The organism is Janibacter zhangyanbonis (assembly GCF_050507325.1).
Lineage (GTDB): Bacteria > Actinomycetota > Actinomycetes > Actinomycetales > Dermatophilaceae > Janibacter.
Window position 1 is genome coordinate 1,919,413 of record NZ_CP191481.1, and the last position, 14,130, is coordinate 1,933,542.

At 71.5% G+C, this 14,130-nt stretch carries 8 protein-coding genes and 1 tRNA gene; 3 read left to right on the forward strand and 6 right to left on the reverse strand.

Annotated elements, in window-relative coordinates; all coding sequences use genetic code 11:
- Positions 1 to 2,667: a DNA polymerase I gene (polA, locus tag ACQBJO_RS09345; protein ID WP_421008377.1), complete on the reverse strand. Its 2,667-nt coding sequence runs from the start codon at positions 2,665 to 2,667 to the stop codon at positions 1 to 3.
- An 87-nt stretch (positions 2,668 to 2,754) separates the two neighbouring features.
- On the opposite strand from polA, the gene ACQBJO_RS09350 reads away from it, so the two are divergent.
- Genes ACQBJO_RS09350 through ACQBJO_RS09360 form a run of 3 tightly spaced genes read left to right on the forward strand, consistent with a single transcriptional unit; the run spans position 2,755 to position 5,670 of the window.
- Complete coding sequence (locus tag ACQBJO_RS09350; RefSeq protein ID WP_255183543.1) at positions 2,755 to 3,198, forward strand: hotdog fold thioesterase; 444 nt, start codon at positions 2,755 to 2,757, stop codon at positions 3,196 to 3,198.
- A 3-nt stretch (positions 3,199 to 3,201) separates the two neighbouring features.
- Positions 3,202 to 4,902 carry a hypothetical protein gene (locus ACQBJO_RS09355; RefSeq protein WP_421008378.1) on the forward strand — a complete coding sequence of 567 codons (1,701 nt, stop codon included), beginning with the start codon at positions 3,202 to 3,204 and terminating at the stop codon, positions 4,900 to 4,902.
- Positions 4,903 to 4,917: 15 nt separating this feature from the next.
- The gene (locus ACQBJO_RS09360) at positions 4,918 to 5,670 is read left to right on the forward strand and encodes a DUF554 domain-containing protein (protein ID WP_421008379.1); all 753 of its coding nucleotides are present in this window, start codon (positions 4,918 to 4,920) and stop codon (positions 5,668 to 5,670) included.
- Between the two features lie 55 nt (positions 5,671 to 5,725).
- Here ACQBJO_RS09360 and ACQBJO_RS09365 read toward each other — a convergent pair whose 3' ends face one another.
- The 5 genes from ACQBJO_RS09365 to gltB form a co-directional block, all read right to left on the reverse strand.
- Entirely contained in the window at positions 5,726 to 6,325 is a 600-nt protein-coding gene (locus ACQBJO_RS09365) for an ANTAR domain-containing response regulator (protein WP_255183546.1), read from the reverse strand.
- A 28-nt stretch (positions 6,326 to 6,353) separates the two neighbouring features.
- A tRNA-Leu gene (locus tag ACQBJO_RS09370) sits at positions 6,354 to 6,439 on the reverse strand.
- Between the two features lie 43 nt (positions 6,440 to 6,482).
- On the reverse strand, positions 6,483 to 7,967 hold the full coding sequence (gene pyk, locus ACQBJO_RS09375) for a pyruvate kinase (RefSeq protein WP_421008380.1): 1,485 nt from the start codon (positions 7,965 to 7,967) through the stop codon (positions 6,483 to 6,485).
- An 86-nt stretch (positions 7,968 to 8,053) separates the two neighbouring features.
- Complete coding sequence (locus tag ACQBJO_RS09380; RefSeq protein WP_255183548.1) at positions 8,054 to 9,511, reverse strand: glutamate synthase subunit beta; 1,458 nt, start codon at positions 9,509 to 9,511, stop codon at positions 8,054 to 8,056.
- Positions 9,504 to 14,069, reverse strand: coding sequence for a glutamate synthase large subunit (gene gltB, locus ACQBJO_RS09385; RefSeq protein WP_421008381.1), 4,566 nt, complete (start codon positions 14,067 to 14,069; stop codon positions 9,504 to 9,506). Before gltB ends, ACQBJO_RS09380 begins: the two co-directional genes overlap by 8 nt.
- Positions 14,070 to 14,130 lie beyond the last annotated feature (61 nt).

Consider the following 14,130-nt stretch of genomic DNA (forward strand, 5'->3'; position numbering starts at 1 on the left):
TCAGTGGGCGGCGTCGTGCCAGCTGCGCCCGAGCCCCACCGAGACGTCGAGCGGGACGTCCATCTCGACGGCCGCGCCCATCTGCTCGCGCACGAGGGCCTCCACGGCCTCGGCCTCACCGCTCGCGATCTCGATGACGAGCTCGTCGTGCACCTGCAGGAGCACGCGGGAGCGCAGGTCACCCGCGCCGAGCTCCCGGTCGACACGCAGCATCGCGAGCTTCATGATGTCGGCCGCGGAGCCCTGGATCGGCGCGTTGAGCGCCATCCGCTCGGCCATCTGCCGACGCTGACGGTTGTCGCTCGTCAGGTCGGGCAGGTAGCGGCGCCGACCGAGCATCGTCTCGGTGTAGCCCGTGGCCCGGGCCCGGTCGACGACCTCCTCCAGGTAGTCGCGCACCCCGCCGAAACGCACGAAGTACTCGTCCATGAGGTCGCTCGCCTCGCCCGTCGAGATGCCCAGCTGCTTGCTCAGGCCGAAGGCGCTCAGCCCGTAGGCGAGGCCGTAGGACATCGCCTTGACCTTGCTGCGCATCTCGCTCGTCACGTCCTGCGGCTCGACGCCGAAGACCCGCGCGCCCACGAAGCGGTGCAGGTCCTCACCGGTGCGGAATGCCTCGATGAGCCCCTCGTCGCCCGACAGGTGGGCCATGACCCGCATCTCGATCTGGCTGTAGTCGGCGGACATGAGCGACTCGTGCTGCGGCCCGACGACGAAGACCTCGCGGATGCGCCGGCCCTCCTCGGTGCGGATCGGGATGTTCTGCAGGTTGGGGTCGGTCGACGAGAGTCGTCCGGTGGCGGCGATGGTCTGCTGGTAGGTCGTGTGGATGCGGCCGTCGTCGGCCACCGACTTGATCAGACCCTCGACCGTCACCCGCAGGCGGGTGGCGTCGCGGTGGCGCAGCAGCGCCTCGAGGAAAGGGTGCTCGGTCTTGGCGTAGAGGTCGGCCAGCGCGTCCGCGTCGGTCGTGTAGCCGGTCTTGGTCCGCCGGGTCTTGGGCAGCCCGAGGGTCTCGAAGAGCACCGTCTGCAGCTGCTTGGGCGAGCCGAGGTTGATCTGCTCGTCACCGATGGCGGCCCACGCGTCGGCCTGGGCGGTCGCGACCTTGTCGGCGAAGACGGCCTCGAGGCCGGTGAGCGCGTCGCTGTCGACGGCGATGCCCGCTGCCTCCATGGCGGCGAGGACCCCGACGACGGGCAGCTCGACCTCACGCATGAGGTGGGTGCCGCCGGTCTCCTCGACGAGCTCCTCGAGGACGGGCGCCAGCTCCACGGCCGCCGCTGCGCGGACCATGGACGAGCGGCCGGCCTCGGAGTCGTCGGCGGAGAAGTCGAGCATGCCCTGGTCGGACTCCTCCTCACCTGCGGTGAGGTCGCGGCCGAGGTGGCGCACGGCGAGGTCGGCGAGGTCGTAGGAACGCTGGTCGGGGCGCACGAGATAGGCGGCGATGGCCGTGTCGACGGCCAGTCCGTCGAGCGGCAGGCCGGAGGCGGCGAGGGCGAGCATCGGGCCCTTGGCGTCGTGCATGACCTTGGGTCGCTCGGCGTCGGCGAGCCAGGTGCGCAGGGCGGCCTCGTCGTCGGGGGCGAGGTCGGTGACCGGCACGTGGGCGGCCTCGCCCTCAGGCGTGGCCAGCCCCAGCCCGAGCACCTCGCCGCCGCCCCGGCCCCACTCACCGACGACGTCGACGCCGAGCCGGTCGGTGCCGTGCTCCTCGAGCCAGGGGCCGACCTCGCCGGCACCGAGCACCCGGCCGTCGACCTCGACCCCACCGGTGACCTCCGACTCCTGGGCGTCGAAGGTCGCGAAGAGCCGGTCGCGCAGGACCCGGAACTCGAGGCTGTCGAAGAGCGTGTGCACCTGCTCGCGGTCCCACTCGCGCCGGGCGACGTCGTCGACGCCGACCGGCAGGTCGACGTCGCGCAGTAGGGCATTGAGCCGACGGTTGCGCAGGACCTGGTCGAGGTGGTCGCGCAGCGACTGGCCGGCCTTGCCGCCGATCTGGTCGACCGAGGCGACGATGCCCTGCAGGTCGCCGTGGGCGTTGATCCACTTCGCCGCCGTCTTGGGGCCGACGCCGGGGACCCCGGGCAGGTTGTCGCTCGCCTCGCCGACGAGCGCGGCGAGATCGCTGTAACGCTCCGGACCCACGCCGTACTTGTCCGCGACCGCCTCGGGCGTCATCCGCACGAGGTCGGAGACGCCCTTGCGCGGGTAGAGGACCGTCGTGCGCTCGTCGACGAGCTGGAGCGTGTCGCGGTCACCGGAGCAGATGAGCACGTCCATGCCGGCCTCGCGCCCCTGGGTGGCCAGCGTCGCGATGATGTCGTCCGCCTCGAAGCCCTCGAGCTCGACGTGCGTGATGTTGAGCGCGTCGAGCACCTCCTTGAGCAGCGGGATCTGCCCGGAGAAGGCGTCGGGGGTCGCGCTGCGACCGGCCTTGTACTCCGCGTACTCCTCGCTGCGGAAGGTCGCGCGGGAGACGTCGAAGGCGACGGCGACGTGCGTGGGCTCCTCGTCGCGCAGGACGTTGATGAGCATGGCGACGAAGCCGTAGACGCCGTTGGTGTGCTGGCCCGTGCTCGTCGAGAAGTTCTCGGCAGGCAGCGCGAAGAAGGCGCGGTAGGCGAGGGAGTGTCCGTCCAGCAGCAGTAGTCGACTCACACGGCACACCCTAGGTGTTTGCACCGACGACCCGCCCCCGTGGCAGGCTGACCCGAGACGTCCGACCCCACTCCGCAGGAGAGCCTGATGACCCAGTCCCCCGACCGTCCCGCTGCGCCGACGCTGGAGGGCGAAGCCCTCTCCGCGCACCGGGGTGCCCTCGCCGAGCGCATGGGCATCGAGGTCCTCGAGGCCGCGGCGGACAAGATCGTGGCGCGGATGCCGGTCGAGGGCAACACCCAGCCCTACGGGATCCTCCACGGGGGCGCGAGCGTCGTCCTCGCGGAGACCCTCGGATCCATCGGATCTGCCCTGCACGCCCACACCCTCGGCAAGATCGCCGTGGGTCTCGACATCAACGCCACCCACCACCGGGCCGCCCGCGAGGGCTGGGTCACCGGCACGGCGGTCCCGGTGACGCTCGGTGGCAGCGTGGCCTGCTACGAGGTGACGATCGTCGACGACTCCGGCCGGCGCACCTGCACCTCGCGCATCACCTGCATCCTGCGTGCCGCGGCGCCGGGCGCCTGACGCTTGGGACCGCGCAAGGACGCCCCCCTTCGTCGTCTCGCCGACCTGCGGGAGCGGCTCGACCCCCGCGGCTGGACGACGACCGACCGGCTCGTCGCGGTCGCGATCCTGGCCGTGCTCGTCGCCCCCGTGGCAGCCGCTGTCCAGGCCATCGCCCACGGCTGGCAGCCGACGGGTGACGACGCGACCATCGCGCTGCGCACCGCCGGCATCCTCGACGGGCACCTGCCCGCCACCGGCATGCGCAGCACCTCCGGCGACGGCGGCGACCAGTCCCTCGCGACCCACCACCTCGGCCCGCTGCAGTTCTACCTGCTCGCGCTCCCGCTCGCCCTCGCCGGCGGTTCGGCCGCCGGCCTCGTCGTCGGTGGTGCCCTCGTCGCGGCGACCGCCTCCGTGCTGTCCGTCGTGTGGGCCCGTCGGCTCGGTGGCGCCCTCGGGGTCGCCGTCTTCGCCTTCGGCGTCCTGCTCACCCAGTGGGCCATCGGAGCCGAAGGGATGTTCCGTCCCTTCAACCCCTACGCCCCGCTGCTGCCGACCTTCCTCGCCCTCCTCCTGCTGTGGGCGCTGGCGCAGGACGATCGCCGGGCGCTGCCTCCCTTCGTCGTCGCGGTCTCGCTCATCGCCCAGTCCAACCTGGCCTTCCTGCCCCTCGCGCTGGCCCTGACGGCGCTCGCCGCGGGCCTGCTCCTGTGGCCGCGCCTGGCCCGCCCCCGCCGCCGTCCTCGACGACGCCCGCGTCCGCGCCCGGGTGACCGCACGGCGCACCGGTGGGCCCTCGGACTCGGGGTGCTCGTGTGGCTGCCGAGTCTCGTCGAGTTGGTCGTGCACCACCCCAACAACCTCAGCCAGCTCGTGCGCTGGGCCACCTCCGGCACCGGTGATCCCATCGGTCTCGCGGCCGGCATCGGGCACCTCGACCTCATCGCTCCGGGCCCCGGCGGCTTCCGCCGCAACTCCCCCGACCTGCTCGTCGACGGTGGCGGCTTCGCCACGGTCCTGGGCATCGGGCTCCTCGTCCTCCTCGCGGTCATCGCCACCGGCTACCGCGTCCCCCAAGGGCGTGCGAGCAGCGCCTGGCCGGCCCGGGTCGCCCTCGTCGCCAACCTCGGGATGCTGGCCACGGCCTCCCGGCTGCCGGAGTGGCCGCTCGCGCCCTACTGGGTCGTCACCTGGCTGCCGGTCGCGGCCTTCACGTGGTGCGCCCTCGCCTGGCGCGTTCTGGCCTACCTCGAGTCGGCGACGCCGCGACTGCCGCTGCGCATCGCCCGCCCCCTCGGGGCCGGCCTCGTGGCCGGCGGGGTCGCCGCGAGCGTCCTTGCGCTGCAACCGGCCTGGGCCGAGTACACGTCGATCACCCGCGTGGCGACCGCCACGGCGGACGACCTCGGCCCGGGCGAGGGGCGACACGTCCAGATCAACGGCCTGGGCTTCGTGCCCACCCTGAGCGCCTCGCCGGCCGTCGCGTGGCAGGCTCACCGGCAGGGCTGGCAGCCGCACTACCTGACGCCGTGGCCCTTCGCCGAGGACGCCGAGCACCTGTGGGCCGGCACGGCACCGGAGGGCACCGACGTCGTCCTGCTCACCGACACCGCGGAGCCGGAGCTCGCCGACGACGTCCCGGCCGGAGCCCGGCAGGTCGCGACGATCCCCCTCGAGCACCGCGAGGGCACGATCGGCGTCTATCGTGACCCCGGCAGCTGAGCGAAGGGCGACGACGTGGACTTCATCGGTGCGGGCACGGTCATCAACGTGCTCGCGGTGGTCGCCGGCTCGCTGGCCGGCATGGCCGTCGGCGGGCGCCTGCCCGGGCACACCCGGCAGGTGGTCACGGACTGCCTCGGCCTGGTGACGCTGCTCATGGCCGGGCTGTCGGCCATGGACGTGACCTCCCCGGCCCTCGCCGACGCCGTCGGCTCCGGCGCGCCGGTGCTCATCGTCCTCGGCTCGCTGCTCGTCGGCGGCATCTGCGGTTCGCTGCTGCGCATCGAGGAGCGGCTCGAGCTGCTCGCGGGGCGGGTGCAGGCCTTCGTCGGGTCGCGGCGCGACGACGCCGCGGGTCGGGAGCGCTTCGTCGAGGGGTGGCTCACCGCCAGCCTGCTCTTCTGCGTCGGGCCGCTCACCATCCTCGGCAGCCTCGACGACGGGCTCGGTCGCGGCATCGACAAGCTGGCGCTCAAGTCGGTGCTCGACGGTTTCGCCAGCCTCGCCTTCGCCTCGACCTTCGGCATCGGGGTGCTCATGTCGGCGGTGAGCGTCGCGGTCGTCCAGGGGTCGCTGACCCTGCTCGGCGTCGCGCTCGGCGCCCTCCTGCCGGAGGCGCACATCGCCGCCCTCACGGCCACGGGAGGGCTCGTGCTCGTCGGGATCTCGTTGCGGCTGCTGCAGATCCGCCAGATCCCGGTCGGCGACATGCTGCCGGCCCTGCTCGTGGCGCCGCTGCTCACCCAGCTGGTCATGACGCTGGGCTGAGGCGCCGGGCCGGGAGCCCGACGCCGTACCGGGGCGCGTGCCCCGGGAGGTCGGGTCAGGCCTTGTCCATCCCGGCGACGACGGCGTCGGCAACCTCGCGCATGCCGAGGCGGCGGTCCATGGCGGTCTTCTGGATCCAGCGGAAGGCCTCGGCCTCGCTGATCTTGAGCTTCTTCATCAGCACGCCCTTGGCCTTCTCGACCGCCTTGCGCGTCTCGAGCCGCTCCCCGAGGTCGGCGACCTCGGACTCGAGGGCCTTGAGCTCGGCCCAGCGCGAGGTCGCGACCTCGATGGCCGGCGTGACGTCGGAGACGGTGAAGGGCTTGACGATGTAGGCCATGACGCCCGCGTCACGGGCCCGCTCGACGAGCTCCTTCTGGGAGAAGGCGGTGAGCATGATCACCGGGCAGATGCGCTTCTCGCCGATCGTCTCGGCCGCCTGCAGCCCGTCCATCACCGGCATCTTGACGTCCATGATGATCAGGTCGGGCTGCAGCGACTCGGCGAGCGAGACCGCCTCCTCGCCGTTGCTCGCCTGACCGACGACGTCGTAGCCGGCGTCGGTGAGCATCTCGGCGAGGTCGAGGCGGATCAGCGCCTCGTCCTCGGCGAGCAGCACTCGCTGCCCCTGGGGGGAGTCGGTCTGCGCGGTCATGCTGCACCCTTCGTGGTTGGTTGTGCTGTGGTGCCGAGGGCGGGACTTGAACCCGCACGCCCTTGCGGGCAAAGCATTTTGAGTGCTCCGTGTCTGCCATTCCACCACCCCGGCCGGGGCGTGGTCAGCATACCGATCGGGAGGCGTGACCCCCGACTCAGCCCATGCCGCCGGGCAGCGCCCCCGTAGGCGGCTCGTGCCCGTCGCGGTAGGCCACGGCCGTCTTGTTGCGCGCGTCCCCGATGCGGTGCACGCGCAGGGCATTGGTCGAGCCCGGCACGCCGGGCGGCGAGCCGGCGACGATGACCACCCGGTCGCCCTCCTCGACCCAGCCGAGGTCGAGCAGCTGCTCGTCGACCATCAGCGCGTACTGGTCGGTGTGGGTGACCGGCGGGGTGAGGAAGGTCTGCATGCCCCACACGAGCGAGAGCTGCGACCGGGTGTCCTGCACCGGGGAGAAGGCGAGCATCGGCAGGCCGGAGCGCACCTGCGCCAGTCGCCGGGCCGATCCCCCGAGCTGGGTGAAGGCGATGAGATACTTGACCCCGAGGGCCTCCCCCGTCTCGGCCGCCGCTGCCGCGATGACCCCACCCTGGGTGGTCGGCGGGGCCATGAGGTCGCGCATGCGGCTCAGGCCCTCCTCCTCGGTCGTCTCGATGATCTTGGACATCGTCTTGACGACCTCGATGGGGAACTTGCCCACCGCGGTCTCCCCCGACAGCATCAACGCGTCGGCACCGTCGAGGACGGCATTGGCGGCGTCGGAGGCCTCGGCGCGGGTGGGTCGCGAGTTGTCGATCATCGACTCGAGCACCTGGGTGGCCACGATGACCGGCTTGGCCTTCTGCCGGCACAGCTCGACGGCCCGCTTCTGCACGAGCGGCACCTGCTCCAAGGGCAGCTCCACGCCGAGGTCGCCGCGGGCGACCATGATCCCGTCGAAGGCGTCGATGATCTCCTCGAGGGCCTCGACGGCCTGCGGCTTCTCGATCTTGGCGATGACGGGCAGGCGCACGCCGACCTCGTCCATGATCTCGTGCACGCGGGTGATGTCGTCGGCCGAGCGCACGAAGCTCAGCGCGATGTAGTCGGCTCGCAGGCCGAGCGCCCACCGCAGGTCCTGCTCGTCCTTGTCGGACAGCGCCGGCGCGCTCACCGCGGCACCCGGCAGGTTGATTCCCTTGTTGTCCGACAGCGGGCCGCCGTAGACGACGACGCAGCGCACGTCGGTCTCGTCGACGTCGTGGACCGCGAGGGTGATCTTGCCGTCGTCGACGAGGATCGTGTCGCCCGCGCTCACGTCACCGGCCAGCCCGGCATAGGTCGTGCCGACGACCTCCTGGTCACCGGGCACGTCCCGGGTGGTGATGGTGAAGTGGTCGCCGGCGGCAAGGGTGATCGGACCGTCGGCGAAGCGCCCGGTGCGGATCTTGGGCCCCTGCAGGTCGACGAGCACACCCACGGCGTGGCCGGTCGCGTCGCTCGCCTCGCGCACGCTGCGGTAGTTGGCCTCGTGGACGGCGTACTCGCCGTGCGAGAGGTTGAGCCGGGCGACGTCCATGCCGGCCGAGACCAGCTCACGGATGCGCTCGGGGGTGGATGTCGAGGGACCGAGGGTGGACACGATTTTGGCGCGACGCATGTCACCACCCTATGACCGCGACGTCACCACGGACGAAGGGGGATGACCGCCGAGACGGTCATCCCCCTTCGTCGGGCCGTGCCGGCTCAGACGACGAGCGGACGGTCCGTGGGGTTGATCGGGCGCGGCAGCTGCGAGCGGCCCATGAGATAGGTGTCCACACCGTTGGCTGCGGCGCGGCCCTCGGCGATCGCCCACACGATGAGCGACTGCCCGCGGCCAGCGTCACCGGCGACGAAGACGCCCGGGACACCGGTCTGGTAGTCCTTGCCGCGCACGATGTTGGAGCGCTCGTCGGTCTCGAGCCCGAGCTGCGCCACGACACCCTCGGGGTCGGGGCCGAGGAAGCCCATGGCGAGCAGGACGAGCTGGGCCGGCAGGACCCGCTCGGTGCCCTCGACCGGCTCGAAGCCCTGGTCTGTGCGCTCGACCTCGGTCAGGCGCAGGCCGGAGACCTTGCCCTCGTCGTCGCCGATGATCTCGGTCGTCGACACGGCGTAGACCCGGTCGCCGCCCTCCTCGTGCGCCGAGGCGACGCGGAAGAGCATCGGGTAGGTCGGCCACGGCTGGCTGCCCGGACGCTCCGTGCCCGGCTGCGGCATGATCTCCAGGCTCGTCACGGACTTCGCGCCCTGACGGATGGAGGTGCCGATGCAGTCGGCGCCGGTGTCGCCGCCACCGATGATGATGACGTCCTTGCCCTCGGCGGTGACCTGGCCCTCGACCTCCTCGCCGAGCGCGACCCGGTTGGCCGGCGGGAGGAAGTCCATCGCCTGGACGACACCGTCGAGTTCCCGGCCCGGGACCGGCAGGTCGCGGGGCACGGTCGCACCGATCGCGAGGACGACGGCGTCGTAGCGGTCCCGCAGCTGCTGGCCGGTGATCTCGTTGCCGATGTCGACACCGGAGCGGAATCGGGTGCCCTCGGAGGTCATCTGCTGGATGCGCCGGTCGAGGACCCGCTTCTCCATCTTGAACTCCGGGATGCCGTAGCGCAGCAGGCCGCCCGGGGCGTCCGCGCGCTCGTAGACGGCCACGGTGTGACCGGCGCGGGTCAGCTGCTGGGCCGCGGCCAGGCCGGCCGGGCCCGAGCCGACGACCGCAACGGTCTTGCCGGTGAGCCGGTCGGGGATCTGCGGGGGCACGTCGCCGCGGCCGAAGGCCTCCTCGATCGTGCGCACCTCGATCTGCTTGATCGTCACGGCCGGCTGGTTGATGCCGAGCACGCAGGCGGTCTCGCAGGGCGCCGGGCACAGGCGACCGGTGAACTCCGGGAAGTTGTTGGTCGCGTGCAGCCGCTCGATGGCGTCGTGCCAGTCGCCGCGCCAGGCGAGGTCGTTCCACTCCGGGATGAGGTTGCCCAGCGGGCAGCCCGAGTGGCAGAAGGGGATGCCGCAGTCCATGCAGCGGCCGGCCTGGCGCTGCAGCTGGCCGCGCTCCTGCTCCTCGTAGACCTCCTTCCAGTCCTTGATGCGCACGTCGACGGGGCGACGCTGCGGGAGCTCGCGCTCGCGGGTGTTGAGAAAGCCGTGCGGGTCAGCCACGGGAAGCCTCCATGATCCGGTCCCAGACGACGGAGCCGTCGACGTCGAGGCCCTCGGCCTCGGCGTCCGCCCGCACGTCGAGGACGCGCTGGTAGTCGCGGGGCAGGACGAGCTTGATGCGGTCCAGGCCCGCACCACCCTCGTCGAGCAGACGCTGGGCGACGGCGGAGCCGGTGCGCTCGAGGTGCTGCTGGAGCAGACCACTCACGACCTCCCGGTCGCCCTCGCGAAGGGGGGTGACATCGACGAGCTCGGGGTTGACGAGGGACTCGTCGAGATCGAGCACGAAGGCATTGCCCCCGGACATGCCGGCCGCGAAGTTGCGGCCGGTCGGCCCGAGGACGAGGACCGTGCCACCGGTCATGTACTCGCAGCCGTGGTCGCCGACGCCCTCGACGACGGCGGTGGCGCCGGAGTTGCGGACGCAGAAGCGCTCGCCGACGACACCACGGAGGAAGATCTCGCCCGAGGTGGCGCCGTAGCCGATGACGTTGCCGGCGATGACGTTGTCCTCGGCGACGTACTTCGCGTCCTCCGGGGGCCGCACGATGATGCGACCACCGGACAGGCCCTTGCCGACGTAGTCGTTGGCATCGCCGACCATCGTCACGGTGATGCCTGCGGGCAGGAAGGCGCCGAGGCTCTGACCGGCCGAGCCGGTGAGGGTCAGCTCGATCGTGCCGTCGGGCAGGCCCTCCGGGTGCCGCTTGGTCACCTCGTGGCCGAGCATCGTCCCGAGCGTGCGGTTGACGTTGCGCACCGCGAACTCCGCCGCGACGTGCTCGCCACCCTCGAGGGCCGGCTGCGCCGCCGCGATGAGCTCGTGGTCCAGCGCCTTGTCGAGGCCGTGGTCCTGGGCCCGCGCGTGGCGCACGCCCGAGCCGTCGAAGGAGCTGACCTTGGCGAAGATCGGGCCCAGGTCGAGACCCGAGGCCTTCCAGTGCTCGACCGCCTTGCGGGTGTCGAGCAGGTCGACCCGGCCGATGGCCTCGTCGAGGGTGCGGAAGCCGAGCTCGGCGAGCAGCTCACGCACCTCCTCGGCGATGTACTCGAAGAAGGTCTCGACGAACTCCGGCTGGCCCGAGTAGCGCTCGCGCAGTTCGGGGTTCTGCGTCGCGATGCCGACCGGGCAGGTGTCGAGGTGGCACACCCGCATGAGGATGCAGCCGCTGACGACGAGCGGTGCCGTCGCGAAGCCGAACTCCTCGGCACCGAGCAGCGCGCCGATGAGGACGTCGCGGCCGGTCTTGATCTGCCCGTCGACCTGCACCGCGATGCGGTCGCGCAGGCCGTTGAGCACGAGGGTCTGCTGGGTCGACGCGAGGCCGAGCTCCCACGGACCACCGGCGTGCTTGAGGGAGGTGAGCGGCGAGGCACCGGTGCCGCCGTCGTGACCCGAGATGAGCACGACGTCGGCGTGCGCCTTGCTCACGCCCGCCGCGACCGTCCCGACACCGATCTCGCTGACGAGCTTGACGTGCACGCGCGCCTGCGGGTTGGCGTTCTTCAGGTCGTGGATCAGCTGCGCCAGGTCCTCGATCGAGTAGATGTCGTGGTGCGGCGGCGGGCTGATCAGGCCGACACCCGGGGTCGAGTGACGGGTGCTCGCGACCCACGGGTAGACCTTGTGGCCCGGGAGCTGCCCCCCTTCGCCCGGCTTGGCGCCCTGGGCCATCTTGATCTGGATGTCGTCGCTGTTGGTCAGGTAGGCCGACGTGACGCCGAAGCGGCCCGAAGCGACCTGCTTGATCGAGCTGCGACGCTCGGGGTCCATGAGGCGCTCGAGGTCCTCGCCCCCCTCACCCGTGTTGGAGCGGGCACCGAGGCGGTTCATCGCGACCGCGAGGGTCTCGTGGGCCTCGCGGCTGATCGAGCCGTAGCTCATCGCACCGGTGGAGAAGCGCTTGACGATCTCGCTCACCGGCTCGACCTCGTCGATGGGGATCGACGGGCGGTCGTCAGCGAGGGCGAAGAGCCCGCGCAGGGTCATCAGCCGCTCGGACTGCTCGTTGACCCGGTCGGTGTACTGCTTGAAGATGTCGTAGCGCCGCGCCCTGGTGGAGTGCTGGAGACGGAAGACCGTCTCCGGGTCGAAGAGGTGCGGCTCGCCCTCGCGACGCCACTTGTACTCGCCACCGACCTCGAGGACCCGGTGCGGCGGGCGCATGCCCTCCGGCGGGTAGGCCCGCGCGTGCCGGGCCGCGGTCTCGGCCGCGATGACGTCGAGACCGATGCCGCCGAGCTGGCTCACCGTGCCGGTGAAGTACTCGTCGACGAGGTCCTGGCTCAGGCCGAGCGCCTCGAAGACCTGGGCGCCGCGGTAGGAGGCCACGGTGGAGATGCCCATCTTCGACATCACCTTGAGCACGCCCTTGCCGAGCGCCTTGATGAGGTTGCGGACCGCCGTCTCCTCGTCGACAGCGGTGATGACCCCGCGACGGACCATGTCCTCGACGGACTCCATGGCCAGGTAGGGGTTGACCGCGGCGGCGCCGTAGCCGATGAGCAGCGCGACGTGGTGCACCTCGCGGACGTCACCGGTCTCGACGATCAGGCCGACCTGGGTGCGCGTGCGCTCCCGGATGAGGTGGTGGTGCACGGCCGAGGTGAGCAGCAGCGACGGGATCGGCGCGAGGTCACGACCGGAGTCGCGGTCGGACAGCACGATGAACCGGGCGCCCTCGGCGATCGCGTCGGAGACCTCGGTGCAGATCCGGGTCAGGGTGGCGCGCAGCGCCTCCTCTCCCCCGGTCACGTCGTAGAGACCGCGCACGACGTGCGTCGCCTTGCCCGGCAGCTCGCCGTCGGCGTCGATGTGGACGATCTTGGCCAGCTCGTCGTTGTCGATGACGGGGAAGGGCAGGACGACCTGGCGGGCGTGGTCGGGGTCGGCGTCGAGGACATTGCCCTCCGGGCCGATCGCCGTGCCGAGCGCGGTGACGAGCTCCTCGCGGATCGCGTCGAGCGGCGGGTTGGTCACCTGGGCGAACATCTGGGTGAAGTAGTCGAAGATCAGCCGCGGCTTCTCCGACAGGACCGCCACCGGGGTGTCGGTGCCCATCGAGCCGAGCGCCTCCATGGCCTTCTCCGCCATGGGCGTGAGCAGGATCTTCAGCTCCTCCTGCGTGTAGCCGAAGGTCTGCTGGCGGCGGGCGACGGACGCCGGCGTGTGCAGGATGTGCTCGCGCGGCGGCAGGTCGCCGAGCATGATCCGGCCCTCGTCCAGCCACTGCCCGTAGGGGTGCTCGGCCGCGAGCTGGCCTTTGATCTCGCCGTCCTCGACGATCCGCCCGGCGGCGGTGTCCACGAGGAACATGCGACCCGGCGTCAGACGCCCCTTCTGGACGACGTGCTCGGGCTCGAGGTCGAGCACGCCCGACTCGGAGGCGAGGACGACCAGGCCGTCGTCGGTGACCCAGTAGCGACCGGGACGCAGGCCGTTGCGGTCGAGGACCGCGCCGACGAGGCTGCCGTCGGTGAAGGTCACGCAGGCCGGGCCGTCCCAGGGCTCCATGAACATGGAGTGGAACTCGTAGAAGTCCTTGAGCTCCTGCGGCATGGTCGCGTGGTTCTCCCACGCCTCGGGGATCATCATCAGCACGGCGTGCGGCAGCGAGCGACCACCGAGGTGGAGCAGCTCGAGCACCTCGTCGAAGGACGCCGAGTCCGACGCCTCCGGGGCGCAGATCGGCATGATCCGCTGCAGGTCGCCGGGGATGATGTCGCTGCTCAGCAGGGACTCGCGCGCCCGCATCCAGTTGCGGTTGCCCTTGACCGTGTTGATCTCGCCGTTGTGCGCGATGAACCGGAAGGGGTGGCTGAGCGGCCAGCTGGGGAAGGTGTTGGTCGAGAAGCGCGAGTGGACGAGCGCGAGCTCGCTCTCGAAGCGCTCGTCCGACAGGTCCGGGTAGAAGGGCTCGAGCTGCGCGGTGGTCAGCATGCCCTTGTAGGCGATGGTGCGGGCCGACAGCGAGGCGAAGTAGACGCCGGTCTCGCGCTCGGCGCGCTTGCGGGCGACGAAGGCCAGGCGCTCGAGGGTCAGGCCGGAGACCTCGCCGCCGGGGGCGGCGACGAAGAGCTGCCAGAAGTCGGGCATGCAGTCGCGGGCCATCTGGCCGACGATCTCTCGCTCCACCGGCACCTGACGCCAGCCGAGGACCTGCAGGCCCTCCTCGCGGACGATCTCGTCGATGCGCTGGGTCATCGCCTCGCGCTCGGCCGCGTCCGTCGGGACGTAGGCGGTGCCGACGGCGTAGTGCCCGGCCTCGGGCAGCTCGAAGTCGACGACCTCCCGGAAGAACCGGTCGGGGACCTGGCTGAGGATGCCGGCACCGTCTCCGACGAGCGGGTCGGCGCCGGTGGCGCCACGGTGCTCGAGGTTGGTCAGGGCGAGCAGGGCGTGGTCGACGATGTCGTGACCGGCGTGACCGCGCATCGTGGCGACCATGGCGACGCCGCAGGCGTCCTTCTCGGTGTCACGGCGGTAGAGACCGGTGTCGGGCGGCAGGGCGGACCAGCGCTCATAAGGGGAGAAGGACACATCGGTCACGTCGGTCACCGTCCTCGGGTGTGAAAGTTCGGGAAGGTACCCGGGACTCCGGTGCCGGGTCGACGGGTAC

Bases quoted from the DNA above. Each gene is read 5' to 3' on its own strand.
- ACQBJO_RS09350 (WP_255183543.1), top strand. From the start codon at position 2,755: ATGACCCAGTCCCCCGACCGTCCCGCTGCGCCGACGCTGGAGGGCGAA.
- ACQBJO_RS09365 (WP_255183546.1), bottom strand. From the start codon at position 6,325: ATGACCGCGCAGACCGACTCCCCCCAGGGGCAGCGAGTGCTGCTCGCC.
- pyk (WP_421008380.1), bottom strand. From the start codon at position 7,967: ATGCGTCGCGCCAAAATCGTGTCCACCCTCGGTCCCTCGACATCCACC.